21 protein-coding genes are annotated in these 20,367 nt (G+C 58.5%); 11 read left to right on the top strand and 10 right to left on the bottom strand.

Annotated features, from left to right (window positions below):
- The first annotated feature begins 143 nt into the window (after nucleotides 1-143).
- The 4 genes from LGT41_RS06715 (at nucleotide 144) to LGT41_RS06730 (ending at nucleotide 2,589) form a co-directional block, all read left to right on the top strand.
- Entirely contained in the window at nucleotides 144-644 is a 501-nt protein-coding gene (locus tag LGT41_RS06715; RefSeq protein ID WP_274129349.1) for a hypothetical protein, read from the top strand.
- A gap of 53 nt (nucleotides 645-697) precedes the next feature.
- Nucleotides 698-1,243: a helix-turn-helix transcriptional regulator gene (locus LGT41_RS06720; RefSeq protein WP_274129350.1), complete on the top strand. Its 546-nt coding sequence runs from the start codon at nucleotides 698-700 to the stop codon at nucleotides 1,241-1,243.
- 89 nt (nucleotides 1,244-1,332) lie between these two features.
- The gene (locus tag LGT41_RS06725) at nucleotides 1,333-1,677 is read left to right on the top strand and encodes a YodC family protein (protein WP_274129351.1); all 345 of its coding nucleotides are present in this window, start codon (nucleotides 1,333-1,335) and stop codon (nucleotides 1,675-1,677) included.
- A 78-nt stretch (nucleotides 1,678-1,755) separates the two neighbouring features.
- Nucleotides 1,756-2,589 (top strand): sulfotransferase, encoded by an 834-nt coding sequence (locus tag LGT41_RS06730; RefSeq protein ID WP_274129352.1) that lies wholly within the window; start codon nucleotides 1,756-1,758, stop codon nucleotides 2,587-2,589.
- Here LGT41_RS06730 and LGT41_RS06735 read toward each other — a convergent pair.
- The 3 genes from LGT41_RS06735 to LGT41_RS06745 all read right to left on the bottom strand — a co-directional run bounded on the left by LGT41_RS06735 (nucleotide 2,586) and on the right by LGT41_RS06745 (nucleotide 5,049).
- A complete protein-coding gene (locus tag LGT41_RS06735) occupies nucleotides 2,586-3,632 on the bottom strand; it encodes a DUF2332 domain-containing protein (protein WP_274129353.1) in 1,047 nt (348 codons plus the stop codon). The genes LGT41_RS06730 and LGT41_RS06735 overlap by 4 nt on opposite strands.
- Nucleotides 3,629-4,318 (bottom strand): aminoacyl-tRNA hydrolase, encoded by a 690-nt coding sequence (pth, locus tag LGT41_RS06740; RefSeq protein ID WP_274129354.1) that lies wholly within the window; start codon nucleotides 4,316-4,318, stop codon nucleotides 3,629-3,631. Before pth ends, LGT41_RS06735 begins: the two co-directional genes overlap by 4 nt.
- A gap of 98 nt (nucleotides 4,319-4,416) precedes the next feature.
- The gene (locus tag LGT41_RS06745; protein ID WP_274129355.1) at nucleotides 4,417-5,049 is read right to left on the bottom strand and encodes a 50S ribosomal protein L25/general stress protein Ctc; all 633 of its coding nucleotides are present in this window, start codon (nucleotides 5,047-5,049) and stop codon (nucleotides 4,417-4,419) included.
- 164 nt (nucleotides 5,050-5,213) lie between these two features.
- Between LGT41_RS06745 and LGT41_RS06750 the strand changes: the two genes are divergently transcribed.
- Nucleotides 5,214-6,389: an alpha-hydroxy acid oxidase gene (locus LGT41_RS06750; RefSeq protein WP_274129356.1), complete on the top strand. Its 1,176-nt coding sequence runs from the start codon at nucleotides 5,214-5,216 to the stop codon at nucleotides 6,387-6,389.
- On the opposite strand, the gene LGT41_RS06755 is transcribed toward LGT41_RS06750, so the two are convergent.
- The 4 genes from LGT41_RS06755 to LGT41_RS06770 form a co-directional block, all read right to left on the bottom strand.
- Nucleotides 6,390-7,871 (bottom strand): calcium-binding protein, encoded by a 1,482-nt coding sequence (locus tag LGT41_RS06755; RefSeq protein WP_274129357.1) that lies wholly within the window; start codon nucleotides 7,869-7,871, stop codon nucleotides 6,390-6,392.
- A gap of 94 nt (nucleotides 7,872-7,965) precedes the next feature.
- Nucleotides 7,966-9,063 carry a redox-regulated ATPase YchF gene (gene ychF / locus LGT41_RS06760; RefSeq protein ID WP_274129358.1) on the bottom strand — a complete coding sequence of 366 codons (1,098 nt, stop codon included), beginning with the start codon at nucleotides 9,061-9,063 and terminating at the stop codon, nucleotides 7,966-7,968.
- A gap of 177 nt (nucleotides 9,064-9,240) precedes the next feature.
- The gene (locus LGT41_RS06765; RefSeq protein ID WP_274129359.1) at nucleotides 9,241-10,320 is read right to left on the bottom strand and encodes a WD40/YVTN/BNR-like repeat-containing protein; all 1,080 of its coding nucleotides are present in this window, start codon (nucleotides 10,318-10,320) and stop codon (nucleotides 9,241-9,243) included.
- Nucleotide 10,321: 1 nt separating this feature from the next.
- Nucleotides 10,322-10,591: a MoaD/ThiS family protein gene (locus LGT41_RS06770; RefSeq protein ID WP_274129360.1), complete on the bottom strand. Its 270-nt coding sequence runs from the start codon at nucleotides 10,589-10,591 to the stop codon at nucleotides 10,322-10,324.
- Nucleotides 10,592-10,736: 145 nt separating this feature from the next.
- Between LGT41_RS06770 and LGT41_RS06775 the strand changes: the two genes are divergently transcribed.
- Entirely contained in the window at nucleotides 10,737-10,943 is a 207-nt protein-coding gene (locus LGT41_RS06775) for a hypothetical protein (RefSeq protein ID WP_274129361.1), read from the top strand.
- Between the two features lie 108 nt (nucleotides 10,944-11,051).
- A complete protein-coding gene (gene trpA / locus LGT41_RS06780; RefSeq protein WP_274129362.1) occupies nucleotides 11,052-11,843 on the top strand; it encodes a tryptophan synthase subunit alpha in 792 nt (263 codons plus the stop codon).
- Here the strand turns inward: trpA and metG are convergent.
- Nucleotides 11,840-13,555 (bottom strand): methionine--tRNA ligase, encoded by a 1,716-nt coding sequence (metG, locus tag LGT41_RS06785; protein ID WP_274129363.1) that lies wholly within the window; start codon nucleotides 13,553-13,555, stop codon nucleotides 11,840-11,842. The genes trpA and metG overlap by 4 nt on opposite strands.
- A gap of 55 nt (nucleotides 13,556-13,610) precedes the next feature.
- Complete coding sequence (locus tag LGT41_RS06790) at nucleotides 13,611-14,822, bottom strand: MFS transporter (RefSeq protein WP_337993028.1); 1,212 nt, start codon at nucleotides 14,820-14,822, stop codon at nucleotides 13,611-13,613.
- A 149-nt stretch (nucleotides 14,823-14,971) separates the two neighbouring features.
- On the opposite strand from LGT41_RS06790, the gene tuf reads away from it, so the two are divergent.
- The 4 genes from tuf (at nucleotide 14,972) to LGT41_RS06810 (ending at nucleotide 18,958) form a co-directional block, all read left to right on the top strand.
- Nucleotides 14,972-16,147: an elongation factor Tu gene (gene tuf / locus LGT41_RS06795; protein WP_274129365.1), complete on the top strand. Its 1,176-nt coding sequence runs from the start codon at nucleotides 14,972-14,974 to the stop codon at nucleotides 16,145-16,147.
- 151 nt (nucleotides 16,148-16,298) lie between these two features.
- Nucleotides 16,299-16,475, top strand: a complete 177-nt coding sequence (locus LGT41_RS06800) for a hypothetical protein (protein ID WP_274129366.1) — start codon at nucleotides 16,299-16,301, stop codon at nucleotides 16,473-16,475.
- A gap of 39 nt (nucleotides 16,476-16,514) precedes the next feature.
- Nucleotides 16,515-18,224, top strand: a complete 1,710-nt coding sequence (locus tag LGT41_RS06805) for a hypothetical protein (RefSeq protein ID WP_274129367.1) — start codon at nucleotides 16,515-16,517, stop codon at nucleotides 18,222-18,224.
- Between the two features lie 29 nt (nucleotides 18,225-18,253).
- Nucleotides 18,254-18,958: a hypothetical protein gene (locus LGT41_RS06810; protein ID WP_274129368.1), complete on the top strand. Its 705-nt coding sequence runs from the start codon at nucleotides 18,254-18,256 to the stop codon at nucleotides 18,956-18,958.
- A 3-nt stretch (nucleotides 18,959-18,961) separates the two neighbouring features.
- On the opposite strand, the gene LGT41_RS06815 is transcribed toward LGT41_RS06810, so the two are convergent.
- Nucleotides 18,962-20,311 (bottom strand): tetratricopeptide repeat protein, encoded by a 1,350-nt coding sequence (locus LGT41_RS06815; protein WP_274129369.1) that lies wholly within the window; start codon nucleotides 20,309-20,311, stop codon nucleotides 18,962-18,964.
- Nucleotides 20,312-20,367 lie beyond the last annotated feature (56 nt).

The following is a 20,367-nucleotide window of genomic DNA, read 5'->3' on the forward strand; positions in this document are numbered from 1 at the left end:
CCATAAAACCCGGGGTTTAAGTGCGGCAAACTGCGGGATGAAACCGGTGGTTTTACACCCAGCGGCGCATAGGTGAACCGACCAGGAATATGTTTGTTTGAGCCATCGAAACGGCCTTTGGGCCATAACACGAGGACAAGAACATGAACCGCAAGCAAAACGCATTCGCAATCGCACTTACCGGCCTGGCACTTGGGGTAAGCGGGCAAACGGCTCTGGCGCAGTCAGCCAGCGTTGTAAGCCAGGGCAATACCAGCTTTAGCGCCGGTGAAACCGTCGTTGCGCAAACGCAAACCTATATCGATGTCATGGCGCAGCTTGAAGCCAGCGGCTATGAGGTCATCAACGTTTCGCGCACCTGGCTTGGCCGGGTCAAGATTGAAGCCCGCAACCAGATTCATATGCGCGAAGTGGTTGTTTCCAGCAGCACGGGCGAGGTGATGAGCGACGTTGTCGTCTCTGTTTTCGCCCAGAACGACAATAACCAGCCCGCCGCGACAGATGAAGAAACATCGGGCAATGAGGGCTTGGGCGTGGGTGTCGACATCAACCTTGGCGCATCGGGCGCGGCCTCGGGCGGCTCGAATGGCGGCAGCGCCGGTGGCTCGGCTTCGGGTGGCGTCTCCATCTCGATCGGCAACTAAGTGCATGGCAGCGTGGCCCGGCGCGTTCCGGGCCACATTGCTTCAGGGGGTGAATGATGTCGATTTTTTATCTGCGACGCCGCACGATCTGGCTATTGGCTTTGTTGTTTGTTGTGCAGCTTCTCTGCGCAATATTTTTTGTTACCGAATTTGTGACCGAGGTGTTCGGCTTGCGCCGTTGGGCCTTGCCGTTTGCATGGCGCGAGGTGCTACAGGTTTTCGCAAGCCTCGGGCTGGTCATCGGCTCTGTCACCGGCGGGCTTTTGCTGCGCCATGTGTTGCGGCAAATGCGCCGCGTTCAGCACCAGTTGCAGGCCGCCTCGGGCGAGTTCCAGATGATGCTGGATGATTGCCTGACACGCTGGGCGCTTTCCCCCGCCGAGCGCGATGTCGCGATTTTTGCCATCAAGGGCATGTCAAACGCCGAAATTGCCGCGCTGCGCGACAAAAGCGAGGCAACGATCAAGGCGCAGCTGAACGCGGTGTTTCGCAAAGCAGGGGTAAACGGGCGCGCGCAGCTCATCTCGTATTTCATCGAGGTCTTGATGAATGCCAAACCGGGCGAAATGCGCGCCGCAGCCGCCGAGATTTCGCAATAGCCTGAACGACATGGCCCTAGACATTGGGCTGGTGCAGGTCTATTGCAACGCTTTGCGCAATGGCGCGGCAACAGGCGCAGGAGGCCGGTATGTCAGATTTTTCAGTAGGTGATATTGTGGTGCTGACGGCAGGCTCGCCGCGCATGAATGTCGAGGCCGTTGAAGGCACGAAAATTTCCACCGTCTGGTGCCACGAGGGTCAGATTGGCCGTGACGCGTTTGACGCAAAACTGCTGAAAAAGTGGGAAATGCGCGAAGAAAGCAGCCCGCGTGGCGGCTTTGGCGGCGGCAAGCCCTATCGTGGCGACCGGGACGGCGGCGCGCGCAAGTTTGATGACAAGCCCCGCGATGACCGGGGCCGCGATGACAAGCCGCGTGGCAAGACCGGCTGGGATGGCAAGCCGCGCGAGAATAAATTCTTCCGCAAGGACTGAGCCTATCCATCGGGGCTTGGTTGAACCGCCAGCCCCGAGGGTGCTAACCTTTGGCCAAACCCAAAGGCTGCGCAACCTATGACCATTTTTTCAGCCCAGAAGCGCCCCCGAACCAAGGCCGACGCCTGTGACTTTTTATGCGCCGGGGCGCAAAAGGCGGGCACAACATGGCTTTGGGCCAATCTTGGCCAGCACCCGCAGGTCAAAATGCCCCTCGTCAAAGAGGTGCATTATTTTGACAGGCTCTATCTGGGCACGGATATCCCCACAAATGTAGACCAGCATCGCGAAGCGGCACTTGCCTGTGCTGCAAAGCTCAAAGGCGCGGAGGCGGCAGACTTTCGGGCAATTGCACAAGGCTGCGATGCGCCCGACGATGGTTGGTATCGCCGTCTTTTCGCGCAGCGCGGCGGCAAATTTTCGGGCGATATAACGCCGGCCTATCTGTGCCTTGGTCTGCGGGGTGTGCAGCATGTTCAACGCCTGTCGCCCAATCTGCGCGTGATTATTCTGGTGCGCGACCCGCAATCGCGCATGACGTCGGGCCTGGCGATGAGCATGGCGCGCAATCCCGGCCGCATTCCCATGCGCATTCTGGAAAACTGGCAGTTTCAGGAACGCGGAAACTATGCGGCGCATATTCCCATCTGGGACCATATCTTTGGCGATCAGGTGCGCTATATCCCCTTTGGGCGCATCAGAACGGCGCCGCGCGACGTTTTGGCCGAGGTTGAGGCGCATATCGGCCTGGAGTCCTTTGGCGGCTATGAGAACCCGGCACAGGTTCATAACAGTTTTCCGCCTGCCGAGGGCCTTGCCGCGGGTGTTTTGCAGCGGATTGAACAGATTGCCGCGCGCCAGTCAGCCTATTTGCTTGAACGCTTCGGCGCGGATTTCTGCGCCGAAATCTAGCCCTGCCACCGCAGCCAGCGGCCATGAAAATCGGCGCGGGCAATTTGGCGGGTCTCACCCTCTGGCCAGGTTGTGAGCGTAACAGCCGCCCCTTCGCCTTTCCCGTCAGCTTCCATGCGCAGCCATGCCAGCGGGGCTTCGGCACTCGCGCGTGCGCCCGCGCTTGCAATCAACGCCTCGCCCGCTTTTTGCGCCGCTTCGGGCAGGTATTGCCACATGATCGTGTGATAGATGACATGCCAGGCACCGGGGCGCGCGGCGCTGAGACGGGCGCGCAGAAAATCCAGTGCATCCATCCGCGCCACTTTGGGCAGGGCAAAGCTGGTTTGCACCTCGATGGCACCATCGGTGCGGGTCAGCCTGTCGGGCTGGTCGGCCCAAAGATAGGCGCGCAGGCGCAGCTTGTCGGCAGGATCATTCGCGTCGAGCGGGTTCAGATCGCAGCCCGCGCGCTCGATCACCTGCACATCCTGGCGCGGCGGGGTGGGGCCGGTCCAGTCGGGTGTAAGCTGCACGGGGCTGCCGGCCGGCCCCCAGACTTGCGCCGCGATATGCAGCGCGAAATGGTCCCAGCCCATATTCAACCCGCCCGAGGCCCCGATTTCGCTGGTCACAAAGGGCAGGTCGCGCTGGCTGGCAAGCAGATGAAAGCCCGGAATCAGCGCCGATGCGCGCCGCACCTCGTTGGTTTGTGGCGGCGATTTGAGCCAATCAAGCAGGAAGGGCGCGTGGCGATCAAGCGCGCGCGCAATGGCCGCCCACAGCGTATCGTCATCCACCATATGCGGTGGATAGGCGGCCTGCAGGGCAGACTCGCGCCCTTGCAGCACCAGCGCATGAAGCCCGCCGGCAAGGCGCAGCGGCACGGCATCGGCACGGTGTGATGCAGTGCCGGGCCAGTTGGCAAGGTGGTGGGCAACGGCGCCGCTTTCGCCCAACCTGTCGGCCAGAAGCGTGCAGAGCCGCGCGGTAAAAGGCGAGCCGAGATCGTTGCAGTGAATGGCCTGTGCGCGAAAGGCGGCTTGAATATCGGCAAGGCTCATTTGCTGAATTTCTCCAGAAGCTGGCGCAATTTGCTGCCCGGCGGCGCACTGGTTTCGGGCTGTGCTGCGGGCTTTAGCGGCGCTATCGGTGGCGTTTCTGGCTTGGTGCCGGCGCGCGGCGGGTTCAGCCGCAGCGCAACCGCGTTCAAAAACCCCGGCCCGTCGCCATCGGCGAGCTTTGCGGCACCTTCGGACATGCCGCGCAGCATATCATCCAGCCCCTCGGCCTCGGCCTTGGCAAAATCGGCCAGCACATAGTTGGACACTTGCGCCTTGTTGCCGGGGTGGCCAATGCCAATGCGCACGCGGCCGTAAGCCTCGCCGCAATGCGCATGGATCGAGCGCAGGCCGTTATGCCCGGCATGGCCACCGCCCGATTTCAGCCGTATCTTGCCGGGGGCAAGGTCCAGCTCGTCATGAAACACCGTCAGCGCATCGGGCGCGAGCTTGAAAAACCCAAGTGCCGCCGCAACCGACTGGCCCGACAGGTTCATGAAGGTTTCGGGCTTGAGCAGGGTGATGCGCGCGTTACCCAGCCGCCCGTCGCTCACCTGTCCGTTGAACTTGCTGCGCCAGGGCGAAAAGCCGTGGTCGGCGGCGATACGGTCCAGCGCCATAAAGCCGATATTGTGCCGGTTTCTGGCATATTTAGCGCCCGGATTTCCAAGCCCGACCCAAAGCTGCATAGCGCCCCCTTTTGGCCCGCTTCTAGCATGGCATCCGGCAAAAGAAAACGCGCCGCTGTCGGGCAGACAGCGGCGCGCTCAACGCGGTTGCGCGGGTCTTATTCGTCTTTGGCCTCGGCCTCGTCTTCAGCGGCTTCGGCCTCTTCCTCGGCATCTGCCGAACGCAGGCTGGAGGGCGAGCCGATATTCGCGATCACGAAGTCGCGCCCGGTGATAACGGGCGTGGTGCCCGCGGGCAGTTCGATATCGGAAATGTGGATCACATCGCCGATTTGCGCTTCTGCCAGGTCCACGGTCAGGTGGTCGGGAATGTTGTTCGCGGTGACCTTAAGTTCCACCTCGTTGCGCACAACGGTGAGCGTGCCGCCCTTTTTCAGGCCGGGGCAGGTTTCCTCGTTTTCGAACACAACCGGAATGAACAGGTTGATGCGCGACTTGTCCGACAGGCGCAGAAAGTCGACATGGGTCGGCAGGTCTTTGACAACATGGCGCTGCACGCCACGGCAAATGACTTTTTCCTTCTTGCCGTCGATATTTACCGTCAGCAGGGTCGACAGGAACTTGCCTGCCTTCAAACGGGTAAACAGCGCATTGAATGGGATGTTGATGCTGACGGGGTCTTTGCCACCGCCATAGATAACGCCGGGCACCAGCCCTTCGCGGCGCGCAGTCCGGGCGGCCCCCTTGCCGCTGTTCTCGCGCACCATCACGTCGATTGTGTTCTCGGTCATGTTCGTCTCCAAAAGTTAGCTCCGCGTGATCCTCCAAGGGTGTAAGCATCGCGGAAGCGTGGCTAATAGTCGATTTATTGGCCCATGACCAGCCAAAACCGCGTTGCAGGGCTTGCCATTATCGCCGTTTCGGTAAATTTATCGGGCCGGACAAGGAGAACTATATGCCCGTGATCACCAATATCGCCGATTTGCAGAACCTCGCGCGCCGCCGCGTGCCGCGCATGTTTTACCAATATGCCGATTCGGGTTCATGGACCGAGCAGACCTACCGCGCCAACGAGCAGGATTTTGCGCGCATCCGCCTGAACCAGAAGGTGGCTGTCAACCTTGAAACCCGCAGCCTTGCCAGCACAATGCTGGGCGCGCCGGTTTCCATGCCGCTGGCCTTTTCCCCTGTGGGCATGTGCGGGATGCAATGCGCCGATGGCGAGATCAAGGCCGCACGGGCTGCCAACGCGTTTGGTGTGCCTTTCAGCCTGTCGACCATGTCGATCTGCTCCATCGAAGATCTGGCCACCGAAACCGGCAAACCCTTCTGGTTCCAGCTTTATGTGATGCGTGATCAGGAATTTTCCGACCGGCTGATCGAGCGCGCGCGCGCCGCCAAGTGTTCGGCGCTGATTGTCACGCTCGACCTTCAGCTTCTGGCGCAGCGCCATAATGATTTGAAGAACGATCTGACCGCACCGCCGCGCCTGACGGTGAAGAACCTGATCAACCTCAGCACCAAATGGCGCTGGGGCATGGGGATGCTGGGCACCAGACGGCACACATTCGGCAATATCGTCGGCCATGCCAAGGGCGTGACCAATATGAACAGCCTGATGGAATGGACGAGCGACCAGTTCGACCTTGCGCTCGACTGGGAGAAGGTCAAGGCGATCAAGAAAAAATGGGGCGGCAAGATGATCCTGAAGGGCATCTTGAACGTCGAAGACGCCAGGAAGGCCGTGGAAACCGGGGCGGATGCGATTATCGTTTCCAATCATGGCGGGCGGCAGTTGGACGGGGCGGTATCCTCTATTGAAATGCTGCCGCAAATTGTTGATGCGGTCGGCGACAAGATCGAAGTGCTGTTTGACGGCGGAATCCGCTCGGGCCAGAGCGTGCTGAAAGCCGTGGCCCTGGGGGCGAAAGGCGCCTTTATCGGGCGGCCCTACCTTTATGCCCTCGGCGCAGAAGGCCAGCGCGGCGTGGAAAAAATGCTCGCCTTCATGCATAAGGAATTGGATGTCACTATGGCGCTGATGGGCCATAACGACATTCAGAATGTGGGCCGCGATGATTTGATCGACCCAGCCAAAGTGCTGAACCCCTGGATGGGGCCAGCCGCCTAGCTAGAGAAAAATAAAGTCATCGGCCAAAAAGTCGCTTGCTGTCAGGCTTGAACCATCGTCGGTCATGACGCGGATCTCGTCATTGTTGACGGTGAGCATGATGCCGTTTTTCAGGCTTTTGAACCCGATATCATAGATCGAATAGAACATGGAAAAATCTGACAGGTCGATCCGGTCGATGCCGATCTGAAAATCGGTGATGACATCGCGCTGGCCGTCTTCGCGGAACTGGAAAATATCGGCCCCGTCGCCACCGGTCAGACTGTCGCGGCCGCGCCCGTCGATCAGAATGTCATTGCCGGCCCCGCCATCCAGAATGTCGCGCCCGCCAAAGCCGTTGATGATGTCATCGCCCGCCGTGCCGACGAGCGTCTGGCGCCCGCGCCCGCCATTGATGGTTTCGCCAATATCAAGCGTAAGCTCGAACTGGGTAAAGCCATGTTCAGCCGCACTGGCTGCAAAAATGAAGATGCGCCCGCCGATTTCAACAATCTCGATATCGTCGATATTGTTGAGCGTCGTGTCAAAATCATCGGCGACGGTGGTGACAAGATGCAGCCGGCCGCGATAGTCGATTTGCAAGATCGAAAACCCGTCATCGCTGCCGCCTGCAAGTATGAAACTCTTTCCCTCATACTGGAACAGTTTCATGGTGCTGACCTGTTCAAACCGTGTGTCATTGGTATCGACCAGCCGATCGACCACTTTCATCTTGCCGCCCTGCGACACCCGCATGACGATCAATTCGTCAGTGCCCGCCGAGCCCATGACCAGAAAGCCGCGTGGCCCGATTTGCACCGCAACCATTGCGGAGGGGTTGAAAAACCCGATCTCGCTGTCATCGCGCAGCATGGCTGGTGTTGCATTGCCCTGTGCGCCAAGTATGAAGCTTTGCACCCCGGCATCAAAGGTCGATGCGGCGAACATGAAGTCTTTGCCATGCAGCCTGGCGCTGAACATGGCCGAAACATCATTCAGCGCATAGGCGTAGCTATCTGCCATGAAGCTGATATTTGACAGGGTGCCGTTGCTGTTCAGCCGCGAAACACCCACACCACCCCCGGCACTGGTAACGGTATAAACAAAGGTTCCCGCTTCGGTGCTGGTGCCATAGGTGGAGACAAGATTGGCGAAATTATAGCTTGCCGTCGGGGTCAGGATGCCATTGCCCTCGACCCGATAAATGGTGGTATTGTCATCATAGCGCCCGGCGGGAATGACAAAGCTCACCCCATCGACCGTATAGCTTGACAGGCCGCGCACCGATTGCGTGCCCGATGTGGCGCTCAGCAGCACATCGGCGCGGGGCTGCAAGCTGCCATTGGCCATGATCTCGTAGCTTGAAAGCCCGCCATCCGCCTCGCCCGCCGCAATCACAAAACTGCGCGTGCCGATGGTTAAAACTTCAAGGCTGTTGCACCCCAGCAATTGCCGCGCGGCAGAATCCAACTGCGCGGACAAACGTGTTACGCTTGCTCGCATTTACTTGCTCCTTCACCCGAGGATCAGGGTGAAGGGCAGGCGTTAAGGCTTGGCTGAAATCTGTGGTTAACGCAGATGTAGAGATGGTTAACGGCTAGGTATTAAACAGAAAATGCAACACATCGCCGTCTTTGACGATGTAGGACTTTCCCTCGGCGCGCAGCTTTCCGGCCTCACGCGCGCCTGTTTCGCCATTATGGGCGATGAAATCGTCATAGGCGATGGTTTCGGCGCGGATGAAGCCGCGCTCGAAATCACCGTGAATGACGCCCGCTGCCTGTGGGGCGGTTGCGCCTTGCGGAATGGTCCAGGCGCGCGCCTCTTTCGGGCCAACGGTGAAATAGGTTTGCAGGCCAAGCAAGTCGTGGCCCGCGCGGATAAGCCGGTCGAGCCCGGCCTCGTGCAGGCCAAGTTCTTCAAGGAACAGGCTGCGCTCGTCAGCATCAAGCTGGCTGATTTCTTCCTCGATGGCCGCAGAAATGACAACGCAGCCCGCGCCTTGCGCGGCGGCCATTTCCGCCACACGGGCCGATTGGCGATTGCCCTTGGCGGCGGCGGCTTCTTCCACATTGCAGACAAACAGCACCGGCTTGGCTGTCAGAAGCTGCAAAATGCGCCACGATTTTTCTTCATCCGCGCCAATGCGGACAGTGCGCGCCGGGCGGCCTTCTTCCAGTGCCGTCTTGGCGCGCGCCAGCAAATCGGCCTGTTCGGCGGCTTCCTTGTCGCCGCCGCGCAGCTTGCGCTGCATATTGGCAAGGCGGCGCTCGATGCTTTCCAGATCGGCGAGCATCAGCTCGGTTTCAATGGTTTCGGCATCGGCGACCGGGTCAACCCGGCCTTCGACATGGGTAATATCGTCATCTTCAAAGCAGCGCAGCACATGGGCGATGGCGTCGCATTCGCGGATATTGGCCAGGAACTGGTTGCCCAGCCCTTCGCCCTTCGACGCACCGCGCACAAGGCCCGCAATATCGACAAAGGTCATACGTGTGGGAATGATCTGCCTGGATTTTGCAATGGCAGCAAGCGTGTCGAGCCGCGCATCGGGCACCGAAACCTCGCCGATATTCGGCTCGATCGTGCAAAAGGGGAAGTTGGCGGCCTGCGCAGCAGCCGTGCGGGTCAGCGCGTTGAACAGGGTCGATTTGCCAACATTCGGCAGGCCCACGATTCCGGTCTTGAAACCCATTTCCACTTCCCCTTGCCAATTTGTGCGCAACTAAACCTGGGGCGCATCTAGGGGCGAGGGGTGGTTTTGGTCAAGGGGCAAAGCCGGAATTGCGCGAACGCCATCGGTGGCGGCGCGGTGCTATTGCACAAGTTGAAACGGCGCGCCCGCGCCGCGTTGCAGCGTTTCGCCTGTCGCCTAGCTGAAGGCCAGCGTGGCGATGGGCGGCAGGGTGCTGGAAAGCTGTTGCCAGCTATCGCCCATATTCTCGCTCAGCCACAGGTTGCCGGTGGTCGAGCCCGTGGCCAGCCTGTTGCCGGTTTCATCGACGATCAGCGCATGGCGATAGACAAGGTCGTAGCTGGGGGCGCTGGGCAGGCCATTGTCCAGCACTTCAAAGCTTTGCCCGCCATCGCGGGTGCGGGTGATGACGAATTTACCATCGACCGGCACGCGGCATTCATCTTTCACCGCCGGTGCAAACCATGCGGTATCCGGCTCATGCGGATGGGCGGCGACGGCAAAGCCGAAGTTCGATGGCGGCACGTTGTGCAACTCGGTGAAGTTCATGCCGCCATCATCGGAGCGATAGACGCCGCAATGGTGCTGGCACCACACACGGTCGGGCGCATTGGTGCAGGCGGCAATGAAATGCGGATCTTGCGAGGTTGGGTCGCTCGCCTGTTCGGGGGGCAGGAAGGCGGCGTTGAACCCGTGGCCCGCCTGCGCCCAGCTTTGCCCGCAATCAAAACTGTGCCAGCAGCCACCGCAAGACACGCCCAGCGTTATGTGCTGGCTGTCGCGCGCATCGGTGATGATGGAATGGATGCCGGGATGGTCGTAGCCGCCGCCGAACCATTTGGCGCGTTCGGGGCGTGCCCACAGGCTTTCGACCAGTTCCCAGCTTTCACCACGGTTGGCGGATTTGAACAAGCCGCCGGGCAGGGTGCCGGCCCAGATCAGCCCCGGCTGGTCGGCCCCGCCGGGGCTAAGCACCCAGATCATGTCCAGCGCGGGCGCGTCGGGCGCATCGGAAGCCGGGTAGGCGGGGGTGGGAAATTCCTGCCAGCTTTTGCCATTGTCCTGACTGCGGTGGAATTTGCAGCCGAAATGCCCATGCTGTAGCGCCACATATTGCGCCCCGTCGCGCGGGTCGACCATGAAGGCCGTGACCGGCCCGGCCAGAAAGGCGGGCGGACCGGCAAGCTGCCAGCCATCTGCGCCGCGCGTGTAGTGAAACAGCCCTTTGCGGGTGCCAACATGTAAACGGTCGCTCATCTCATCCTCCTGAAAGGGCTTGCATGATGTAGATTTCGGCGTCGGGTTGCAGCGGGTCTGACAGTTTGACGCGGTCGGCCAGCAACGCGCCATCGATGAAGATGTTTACATGCTTGCGCAACCGCCCCTGCTCATCAAGCACATAGCCGGCGAGCAGCGGGTCGTCTTTGAGGGCGTTTTGCAGGGCTGCGGCCAGGGTTTCACCGCTGGCGAGCAGTTCTGGCACCGGGCGGTGGCGGGCGAGGTTTGCTGTGAAGCGGATGGTCGCCATAGGGCGGCTCCTTTGGCCCAGCTTGCCCCAAACCGGGCGATTCGCGCAATCAGTCTGGAAAACCGTTCGGGAACCGCAGGAGAATCTTGATCCTTTGTGGCGCAGCTCGCACTATGGGCCATAAGAATAGCCAACAGGAAATGACATGCATCTTGCATACAAAGTTAACAGCTACATTTCAGGGCGTTACCCGGAAGCGATTTGCGACGCTTGTATCGCCGCTTCGCTTGAAATTCGGCACCAACAGGCAAACCGCGTAACGATGGCCTTGGAAACAACAAGCGATTTTGATCGCGGAATTGGAATATGCGAGGACTGCGGCAAAGAACAAAAGGTCATTAAGCGCACCTGAAGTCGGATCCTGGATTGCACATGGCGTAATCGTTCGGAAATCGCCAAATGCAAGTTGATTTCCCGTTTGCATTGGGCCAAACCCGTTTTCAACAGACAGGAGCCGCCCATGACCCGGATTGATGCCAGATTTGCCGAATTGAAAAGCCAGAACCGCAAGGCCTTTGTGACCTTCGTGATGGCGGGCGATCCGGGCTACGAGGCTTCGCTGGAGCTTGTAAAAGGCCTGCCCGCCGCGGGGGCGGATATTATCGAGCTTGGGATGCCCTTCACCGACCCGATGGCCGATGGCCCCGCCATTCAGCTTGCCGGCCAGCGCGCGCTCGATGCAGGCATGACCCTGCACCGCGTGCTTGACATGGTGCGCGCCTTTCGTGCGGGCGATGATGCCACACCGATCGTGCTGATGGGCTATTACAACCCGATTTTCGCGATGGGCGTGGAAAGTTTTGTCACCGCAGCGGTTGAAGCGGGCGTCGACGGGCTGATCGTGGTAGACCTGCCGCCCGAAGAAGACAGCGAGCTGTGCCTGCCCGCGCAGGCTGCCGGGCTGAACTTCATTCGCCTGACCACACCCACAACCGACAATGCCCGCCTGCCCGCCGTGCTGAAAAACACCTCTGGCTTCATATACTATGTGTCGATCAACGGCATTACCGGGGCGGCCGAGGCCGATGCCTCTGCCGTGGCGCCCGAAGTGGCGCGCATCAAGGCCGCGACCGATCTGCCGGTTTGCGTCGGCTTTGGTATCAGAACCCCCGCGGGCGCGCAGGCGATTGCCGAGGTTGCCGATGGCGCGGTGGTCGGCTCGGCCATTGTCAGCAAGATCGGCGATGGTGAACCCACCGCCAAGGTGCTGGAGTTTGTGGCCGAACTGGCCGCGGGCGCGCATCGCGCCTAGGCGTTTTCGCCTGCAAACCGGGCTTCAAGGGCTGCACGCGCCTCATCGGATATCTTGGCGAACATCACGTCGGGCACGGTAAATTCGTGGCCGGGCTGAAGGGCCGAAACTGCGGATTTTACATTGGCCGGCCAGGCACCCGAAGTGTTGAGCGCGGCCTGTATGGTCGCCGCCGCATCTGGCACAAAGGGCGCTGCCAGGGCGCCATATAGGCCGATCAGGTTCAGCGCGAGTCGGATGATTGCCGCCGCGCCGTCCGGGTCGGTCTTGAACAGCGTCCAGGGGGCGGCGGCCTGCAAATACTCGTTGCCCGCCGCCCAGATGGCGCGCAGCTCGGCCGTGGCTTTGCGAATTTCGATGGCATCCATATGGCCCTGATAGGCAGTGAGCCGGGTTTCAAGCTCGGCAATCAGCGCCGCCTCGGCCGGCCCATAGCTGCCAGCGCCCGGCACGGCAGGGCCGAATTTGCTGTTGCAGAATTTGGTCACACGGCTGACGAAATTGCCCAGCACATCGGCCAGATCCTTGTTCACACCTGCCTGAAAGCTTTCCCAGGTGAAATCGGCATCGCTGGATTCTGGTGCGTTCGATAGCAGCCACCAGCGCCAGTAATCGGACGGCATGATCTCGAGTGCCTGATCCATGAACACACCGCGCCCCTGGCTGGTGGAGAATTTGCCGCCCTCGTAATTCAGCCAGTTGAAGCTTTTGATATAGTCGACCAGCTTCCAAGGCTCGCCCGAGCCCATGATCGTGGCGGGGAAGGACAGGGTGTGGAAGGGCACGTTATCCTTGCCCATGAACTGGACATAGCGCACATCATCGGCGCCCAGATCGTTGCGCCACCAGCGCTGCCAAGCGGCATCATCCTGCCCATGCGCATCGGCCCATTCGGCGGTGGCGGCGATATATTCGATGGGCGCATCGAACCAGACATAAAAGACCTTGCCCTCCATCCCCGGCCAGTCCTGGGTGCCGCGCTTCACCGGCACACCCCAGGCCAGATCGCGGGTAATGCCACGGTCTTGCAAGCCGTCGCCGTCATTCAGCCATTTCCTGGCGATGGAGGTGGTCAGGATCGGCCAGTCTTTCTTGGTCTCGATCCATTCGGTGAGCTTGGCGCGCATGGCGGATTGGCGCAGATACAGGTGCTTTGTTTCGCGCACTTCCAAGTCGGTGCTGCCCGAAATCGCGCTGCGCGGGTTGATCAGGTCGGTCGGGTCAAGCTGCTTGGTGCAGTTTTCGCACTGGTCGCCCCGCGCATTTTCAAAGCCGCAATTCGGGCAGGTGCCTTCGATGTAGCGATCCGGCAGGAAACGGCCATCAGCGTGGGAATAGACCTGCTTTTCGCTGACCTCCTCGATCAGCCCTGCATCGGCCAGACGACCGGCAAAATGCTGGGTCAGGTGGCGGTTGCGGGTGGATGACGAGCGGCCAAAATGGTCGAATGACAGGCGGAACCCATCGGCAATGTCCTTTTGCACCTGCCACATTTCGGCACAGAATTCATCGACCGGTTTGCCCGCCTTGGCGGCGGCCAGCTCGGCGGGGGTGCCATGTTCATCCGTTGCGCAGATGAACATCACCTCATGGCCACGCGCGCGCATGTAGCGGGCATAGGCATCGGATGGCAATTGGCTGCCAACCAGGTTGCCCAGATGCTTGATGCCGTTGATATAGGGCAGGGCCGAAGTGATAAGCGTGCGGGTCATGGTGAATCCTTCAGGGTTTGGGCTGCTTTAGCGCAAGGCGTGGCGGCATTCCAGCCTATTGGTCGCCATTTCGCCGCCTGAACAGGCGACCCAGCACAAAGCTTGTGCGCGGCACATAGCTATAGGCGCTGCGCTTGCGGGTCGGGCGGCTGCGCATTCGGTAAAGCCCGAAGAGCGACAGGAAGATATGGGCCACCGCCATCATCAAAAACAGGCTGCTGGCCCCGTAATTGTCGATCAGCACCGAGGCCAGCAGCGGACTGGCAATCGCGCCGATGCCATACAGAAACATCAGCGACGAGGCGACCTCGACCATGTCTTCCACGGACGCAAAATCGCTGGCATGGGCCGATGAGATGGAGAAGATCGGAAATGTTGTGACGCCGAACAGAAAGGCGGCAACGAAGACAATGCCCGGGCTGACCTGCCCGAAGAACGCGGTGGCCAGGCACACCGCCACCGCCGCCAGCGAAATGCCGATCAGCACATGGCGGCGGTCGAAACGGTCGGCAAGCCAGCCAGCCGGTATCTGGCTGAGTGCCCCGCCTGCCACGGCCGTTGCCAGAAACAGGGCAATCTGATCGGCCCGCAGCCCCACTTCCTGCCCGTAAACCGGCCCGACCATGCGAAAGGCCGGCGATGTGATGCCCGCCACAACAACACCGGCAGCCGCAAGCGGCGACAGCAATATCGTCTTGATCGGGCGCAGCCGCGGCGCTTCGGGCAGGCTTGGCGGCACCGAGCGGGTGAGCATGAGCGGCAAGATCGCCGCGCTGCTCAGAATGGCCATGATATTGTAGGAAATATAGGACAGAGGATCGAGGACACCGATCAGCAGTTGCGCCACAAACGACGCGCCCATATCCACCACGCGATAGGCGCCCAGCACACGGCCGCGGTTGGCGTTGGTCACCTTGGCGTGCAGCCAGGCCTCGACAATGGTAAAACAGCCGGCAACGGCCAGCCCGGTCATGACGCGCAGCAAGGCCCAGGCATAGGGGCCAACAAAAATCGGATGTGCCAATGCGCCGATCGTGCCAAGTGCGGCAAAGGCCGCAAAACCGCGCGTATGGCCAACCGCACCCAACAGGCGTGGCGCCCACCAGCAGCCCATGAAAAACCCGACGAAATGCGCCGAACCGAGCAGGCCGACCTGGGTTGAGCTGAAGCCATAGCCAAGCCCGGCCAAAGCATCCAGCGGCCCCATTGCGCCCGAATGCAGCTGCAAAAGCGTAACCGAAAGCAGCAGGGCCGCAAATGAGATCATGATCCGCATGTGCAAGGCTTGGCAGATCGGCTTGACACGGGCAAGCCCGCTTGCAATTGGGCATTGATTTTTCTGCCAAGGACGACTATCTGACCCCCGACAATTGACCGCCCCCGCCCGGGGGCATTCGCAGAATAAGGATTTTGGTCATGGCGAAGGCAAAGTTTGAGCGGAATAAGCCGCATTGCAACATTGGAACGATCGGTCACGTTGACCACGGCAAGACGTCATTGACGGCGGCGATCACCAAATATTTTGGTGACTACCGCGCCTATGACCAGATTGACGCGGCCCCGGAAGAGAAGGCGCGCGGGATCACGATTTCGACCGCGCATGTCGAATATGAGACCGAGAAGCGCCACTATGCGCATGTGGATTGCCCCGGCCATGCCGACTATGTGAAGAACATGATCACCGGCGCGGCGCAGATGGACGGTGCCATTCTGGTGGTGAACGCCGCCGATGGCCCGATGCCGCAGACCCGCGAGCATATTCTTCTGGCCAAGCAGGTTGGCGTTCCGGCGATGGTGGTTTTCCTGAACAAGGTTGACCAGGTTGACGATGCCGAATTGCTTGAGCTGGTTGAAATGGAAATCCGCGAGCTGCTGTCCAGCTACGAATTCCCCGGCGACGATATCCCGATCATCGCAGGCTCGGCCCTTGCCGCGCTTGAAGACCGTGATCCGGAGATTGGCGAGAACCAGATCCGCGCGCTGATGAAGGCGGTTGATGACTATATTCCGCAGCCCGAGCGCCCGGTTGACCAGCCCTTCCTGATGCCGATCGAGGATGTGTTCTCGATTTCCGGTCGCGGCACGGTTGCCACCGGCCGTATCGAGCGTGGCGTGCTGAATGTTGGCGACGAGATTGAAATCGTCGGCATCCGCGACACCAAGAAAACCACCTGCACGGGCGTGGAAATGTTCCGCAAACTGCTGGATCGTGGTGAGGCTGGCGACAATGTCGGCGTGTTGCTGCGCGGGATTGACCGCGAGGGCGTTGAGCGCGGGCAGGTTCTGTGCAAGCCGAAATCGGTCATGCCGCACACCAAATTCGAGGCTCAGGCCTATATCCTGACCAAGGAAGAGGGTGGCCGCCATACGCCGTTCTTTGCGAATTACCGCCCGCAATTCTACTTCCGCACGACGGATGTGACCGGCACGGTCATTCTTCCGGCAGGCACGGAAATGGTGATGCCGGGCGACAACCTGAAGTTCGACGTTGAACTGATCGCCCCGATCGCAATGGAAGACAACCTGCGCTTCGCCATCCGCGAAGGCGGCCGCACCGTCGGCGCAGGCGTCGTATCGAAAATTCACGCCTAAGGGCGGGATTGCTTAGTATGGGGCTGCGTCCAAAGTTGGGCGCAGCCCCTTCTTAATGATAAAATTGCCGCAGTGTTCATCGTTTTTCGATAGTGTACAAACTGGATAGTAGAAACGAAGCTAAATAATTTCCCATTTGGATATGACCGGCATGACTCCGCTTCAAAAAGCAGGGCAACTTTACAAAATTGGAGCGCATGCCGAGGCGATTGAGTTCATCACAAGCGATGCGAACTTGGCTGCGCGGCGGCCGCTGGTGGAAGAGGTCGCTTACAATCTTCGGGTTATAAAGGGTAATGCGGACGCGGTAGAGTATTTGCTTGGTTAACTACCGGATTTTCCTGCAATGTATCCGCGTTGGACACGTATGATGGCGTATTGGAGTATCAACGCGCTTAGCGATGCGCGCGCCGCTGAGATCTGTAAACTAGCAATTTCTGCTAATACGACGCATAGCCAACGCATCGCAATGACGGGAGCACTGTATCATAGGATGTATAAACTGTTTTTGCGACAGAATGACCAAGAACAGGCTGATGCAGTTTTAGAAGATGGGTATAAGCTCGGCTTCACCGAGTGCTTATACTTGAAGACTAGCCTACTCGATTACACAAATCCAAATACTGCGACTTGGGCGCTCTATGGGCGACTGATCTCGGCGCCAAACCTGAGTGGCGAAATTTGGGCGGGTATTGAGGGCTGGATCCAACCACAAACTGCGCTTGAATGGCATGAGCTTTTAGATGCAGAACAGGAACGCCTAGCGCTTGTCGCGGGCTTCCATCGCGCACGGGCGAAAGCCCTTCACGGCTTAGGCAGGTCAGAAATGGCCATTGCCGCACTTGAGCGCGCGCTCGAAATTGGTGTGAGCGATCTTGGGACAGCTTGGAATGAAATTGCAACCTACTACTCAGAAATTCCAGCTGACGATGACAGTATTTCGCGACGGCTTGACGCATTTTCAAAAGCGGTCATTCACAATCCAAACAACCGTTTGTCGCTCGAGGCGCCCAAAGCTGAGATACCGTGCGTAACGCCCGAAGCTAATCTTTCACGCGAGTTGGATCGCATTCAGAGATTTCACGAAAGAATAATTCTTACAATCTTTTTTGAATTGCGTGCGCATGAACCGCTAGAAACCTTGCTGAAACGCTACGAGCGTCAATTTGAAATCGAAATGAGCATGCCCGCCTATGGCGATTGCGAAGCACTTTGGAATGCGTATGTCGCAGGCTCTCCGCTTCCCGAGATTGTCCCGCCCGACAACAATACGGTGAAGATCTTCGTCATCAGGCTTATGAATAGTGTCACCCGGGTCAATATCGCGCGAATTTGGGCGCAAGATCGCGCGCTAATGAAATCTACCGGGATTGAAACGAAATCATTGCGCAAGTTGCACAGCTCACTTGCACAGGCGATAGACGGCGATTGGGGTGCTTATCTTGAAGGCGCAAAATACCCTAATGAGCGAGCGAAGAAAACTGTATTACAGCGCGAGACAGAATGTTGTTTTCAAAACAGAATTATTAATTCCGGCCAGTTCGACCTACCTGATCTGGAAGGTGATGGGCGGGATGTAGGGGTTGTTGACAGCTTTTATACCAATGGTCGCAATGTTTTTACATTTGCAGCAGCGTCACCCTTCATTTTTGTTACAGCTGGTGCTGGGTCACGACCGTTTATGTTGTATTATCCCGGCGAAAATCTGATCGTTGATCTTGGCGCGCGGCTTGGCCATATGCTTGACGACTTTCATATGAATAACCTGCTCAGTAGGTATATCACCCGACTCGCAGCGAATGCGACAGCTTACAACGCATCACGGCAAACTGTTCGCCAGCGCGACGACAAAAATACTGCCCCCCGCAAGATAACTCTGAATATCAACACGGCGGAAAATTTCGCGCATCATGTTTGGAACTTCTACACCGGCTTGGAACGGCAATTGAGCTTTGGCTCGATGGCGAATGCCGCCGCAATGCACATTGCTGGAACGGAGTTCTTCGGAGCCTTGCGAGATATTTTCCTGAAGTTGCTCATATTCCGTTGGGAGCCGAGCGTATTGAGGGCAATGTAGACTCGGTGCCATTTGATCCTGACGCACTCTTGCTGACCGTGGGCGGCTACTTTATTTCGCAACCTTTGCAAGATCGCATCGCACGTGTTTGTGCCTCGCATGTGCAGACCAACACGGCGGCGATCACGCGGCTTGCGAAAGTTCAGGGAGGCGGCCGTGTCGTCTGGTTTGGCCTGAGAGCAGGCGACAAAAGTTGGCTTGGGCAGGAAACTGGGCTGATCGAGGTGATCCGCTTCTTGCAGGCAGAGTTTGATGATGTGGTCTGTGTTCTTGACGCATTTTCGCTGTCAGCCAACCAGCCAAGCGTACCTCCGGTTTGGCGGAATGCTTTTACCCGTTTGGACGGAATGTGCGCGCGGATTATCGTGGCTGTTTCAAAGCCCAGTGACGTTCTTAATCTTTCCGGCGTCAGCTTGCCAGAAACAATCTTGATCGCGCGCGAAACCGACGCTTATGTAACGCCGCTCGGCACAACACAGCCCAAAGTTGGTTGGTTCACGAAAGGACCAGAACTAGTTTATATCTCGTCGGCTGTTGCGCAGTTGGATGTAATGAGGCGGCCCGGCACATGGGAATCCGAGGGTATTATGCTACCCGAGTTCCTTGTGGCTGAACGTGAGTTTGCTGGCGAAAAACGCGATGTTGATGACCGGCAGGCGCATCTGTTCGATATGGAGCTCGACGCCAGTAAAATTTGTCATTGGCTTAAGGAGAGACTCTATGGTGCGGGCTAACTTTTAGCCGAGACGGGGCCAGTTGGCATTCTTCACCGTTTGAGGCTTTGCTTTTGGCACTGTCTTGATTGTCTTGCTGGGCTTTGATGCTGCTTGCGAAACGGTTGGCTCCTTACCGCCAAGGGCGACAAGATTGGTGACAAAAATGGTGTTCTCAGGCGCCAGTTCGACAGCGCGCTTTGCTGCGCTTAGCGCGCGGTCCTTCATAACCAATTGGGCCGCGCATAGGCTTAGATTGTAAAAAGAAAACGCCGCGTTTGGGTTGAGGTTCACAGCGGTTTCAAAGGCCGCCAGTGCCTCGGTCAACTTATCGCCTCGTCGCAGCGAAACGCCCCGAACGAACCAGAAGTTTGAATTGTCAGGCTCTTGTTCCACTGCCGATGCCGTGGCGTTCATGGCGGATTCGAAGTCTTTTTCATCCATCCGCAACCGGGCGAGCGCGTTTTGCATATGCGCGGCTTCGGTCACGGTTTGATCTGCAATTTCAAAGACTTTGCGTGCAAGTGCCATATCATTTGTGCGAAACGCCATATCAACTAAGGCGCGCGCCGAGTTCAAGTTGGTTGGGTCAAGCGTAAGTGCAGTTTTGTATTCTTCAATCGCTTTGGACTCGTTGCCTTCATGCAGAGCAATCTGCGCCTGCAGGCCATGCACCCAAGACTGCTCGATACCGTCGGCAAATGCCGTGAGCCAACCCGCAAAAAACGCGCTATGTCCCTTCTTCAAGAACCGCGACAGTAGCGCGCGCGCCGGCCGAGCAGGGCTTGCATGTGCGGCGCAGGCAAGGCTGAGCGCATCGAACGCTGCGTCAATATCGTTCAGGCTAAGATGTATTCCTGCTTTGATTTCGTTGAGGTAGGCACGATTGCTATAGCCTGCCATTTCAGCCTGCTTTAGCGCAGCGAGCGCTTCGGAATTTTTGTTTTGGCGCACCAAATGCAAGGCAGAATCCAGGTGGTATTCCGGGGTTTGCGCTACAGAGTTGCCGCTTTCAATTTGTTGGTTGATGTTTGCTGAAACGACGGCGCTGCGTAGATCGTAGGCAGCTTTAATTAGCATATCTGCCGATGCGTCGCTCAGCCTCAATGTATCGTCATCAATTAATTGGCAGGTTTCACCGATCAAGTCGGCAAGCGCGAGCAAGCGTGATTGAGTGTCGGTGGCGCTCAGTTCTGCCTCCAGCGTCAAGCGATTTTTCAAGGCCAATTCGAGGTCTGCCGGTGCGGTTGAATCATCATTCAAATCAAATTTTCCTTTTTGATCCACTTGGCCAACTAGCTGTTTACGACCCATTTCGCGCACCGAAAAAACCAAGTATCCATTTGGAGCCTTGCGAAGAATATATTTGTCCATCTGGTTCTTCATCCTTTAAAGACGCCGGATGCTATCGGCACAATGCGGCCATTGCA

The sequence above is a fragment of the Abyssibius alkaniclasticus genome, assembly GCF_020447305.1.
In the GTDB taxonomy this organism is placed as follows: Bacteria; Pseudomonadota; Alphaproteobacteria; order Rhodobacterales; family Rhodobacteraceae; genus Abyssibius; species Abyssibius alkaniclasticus.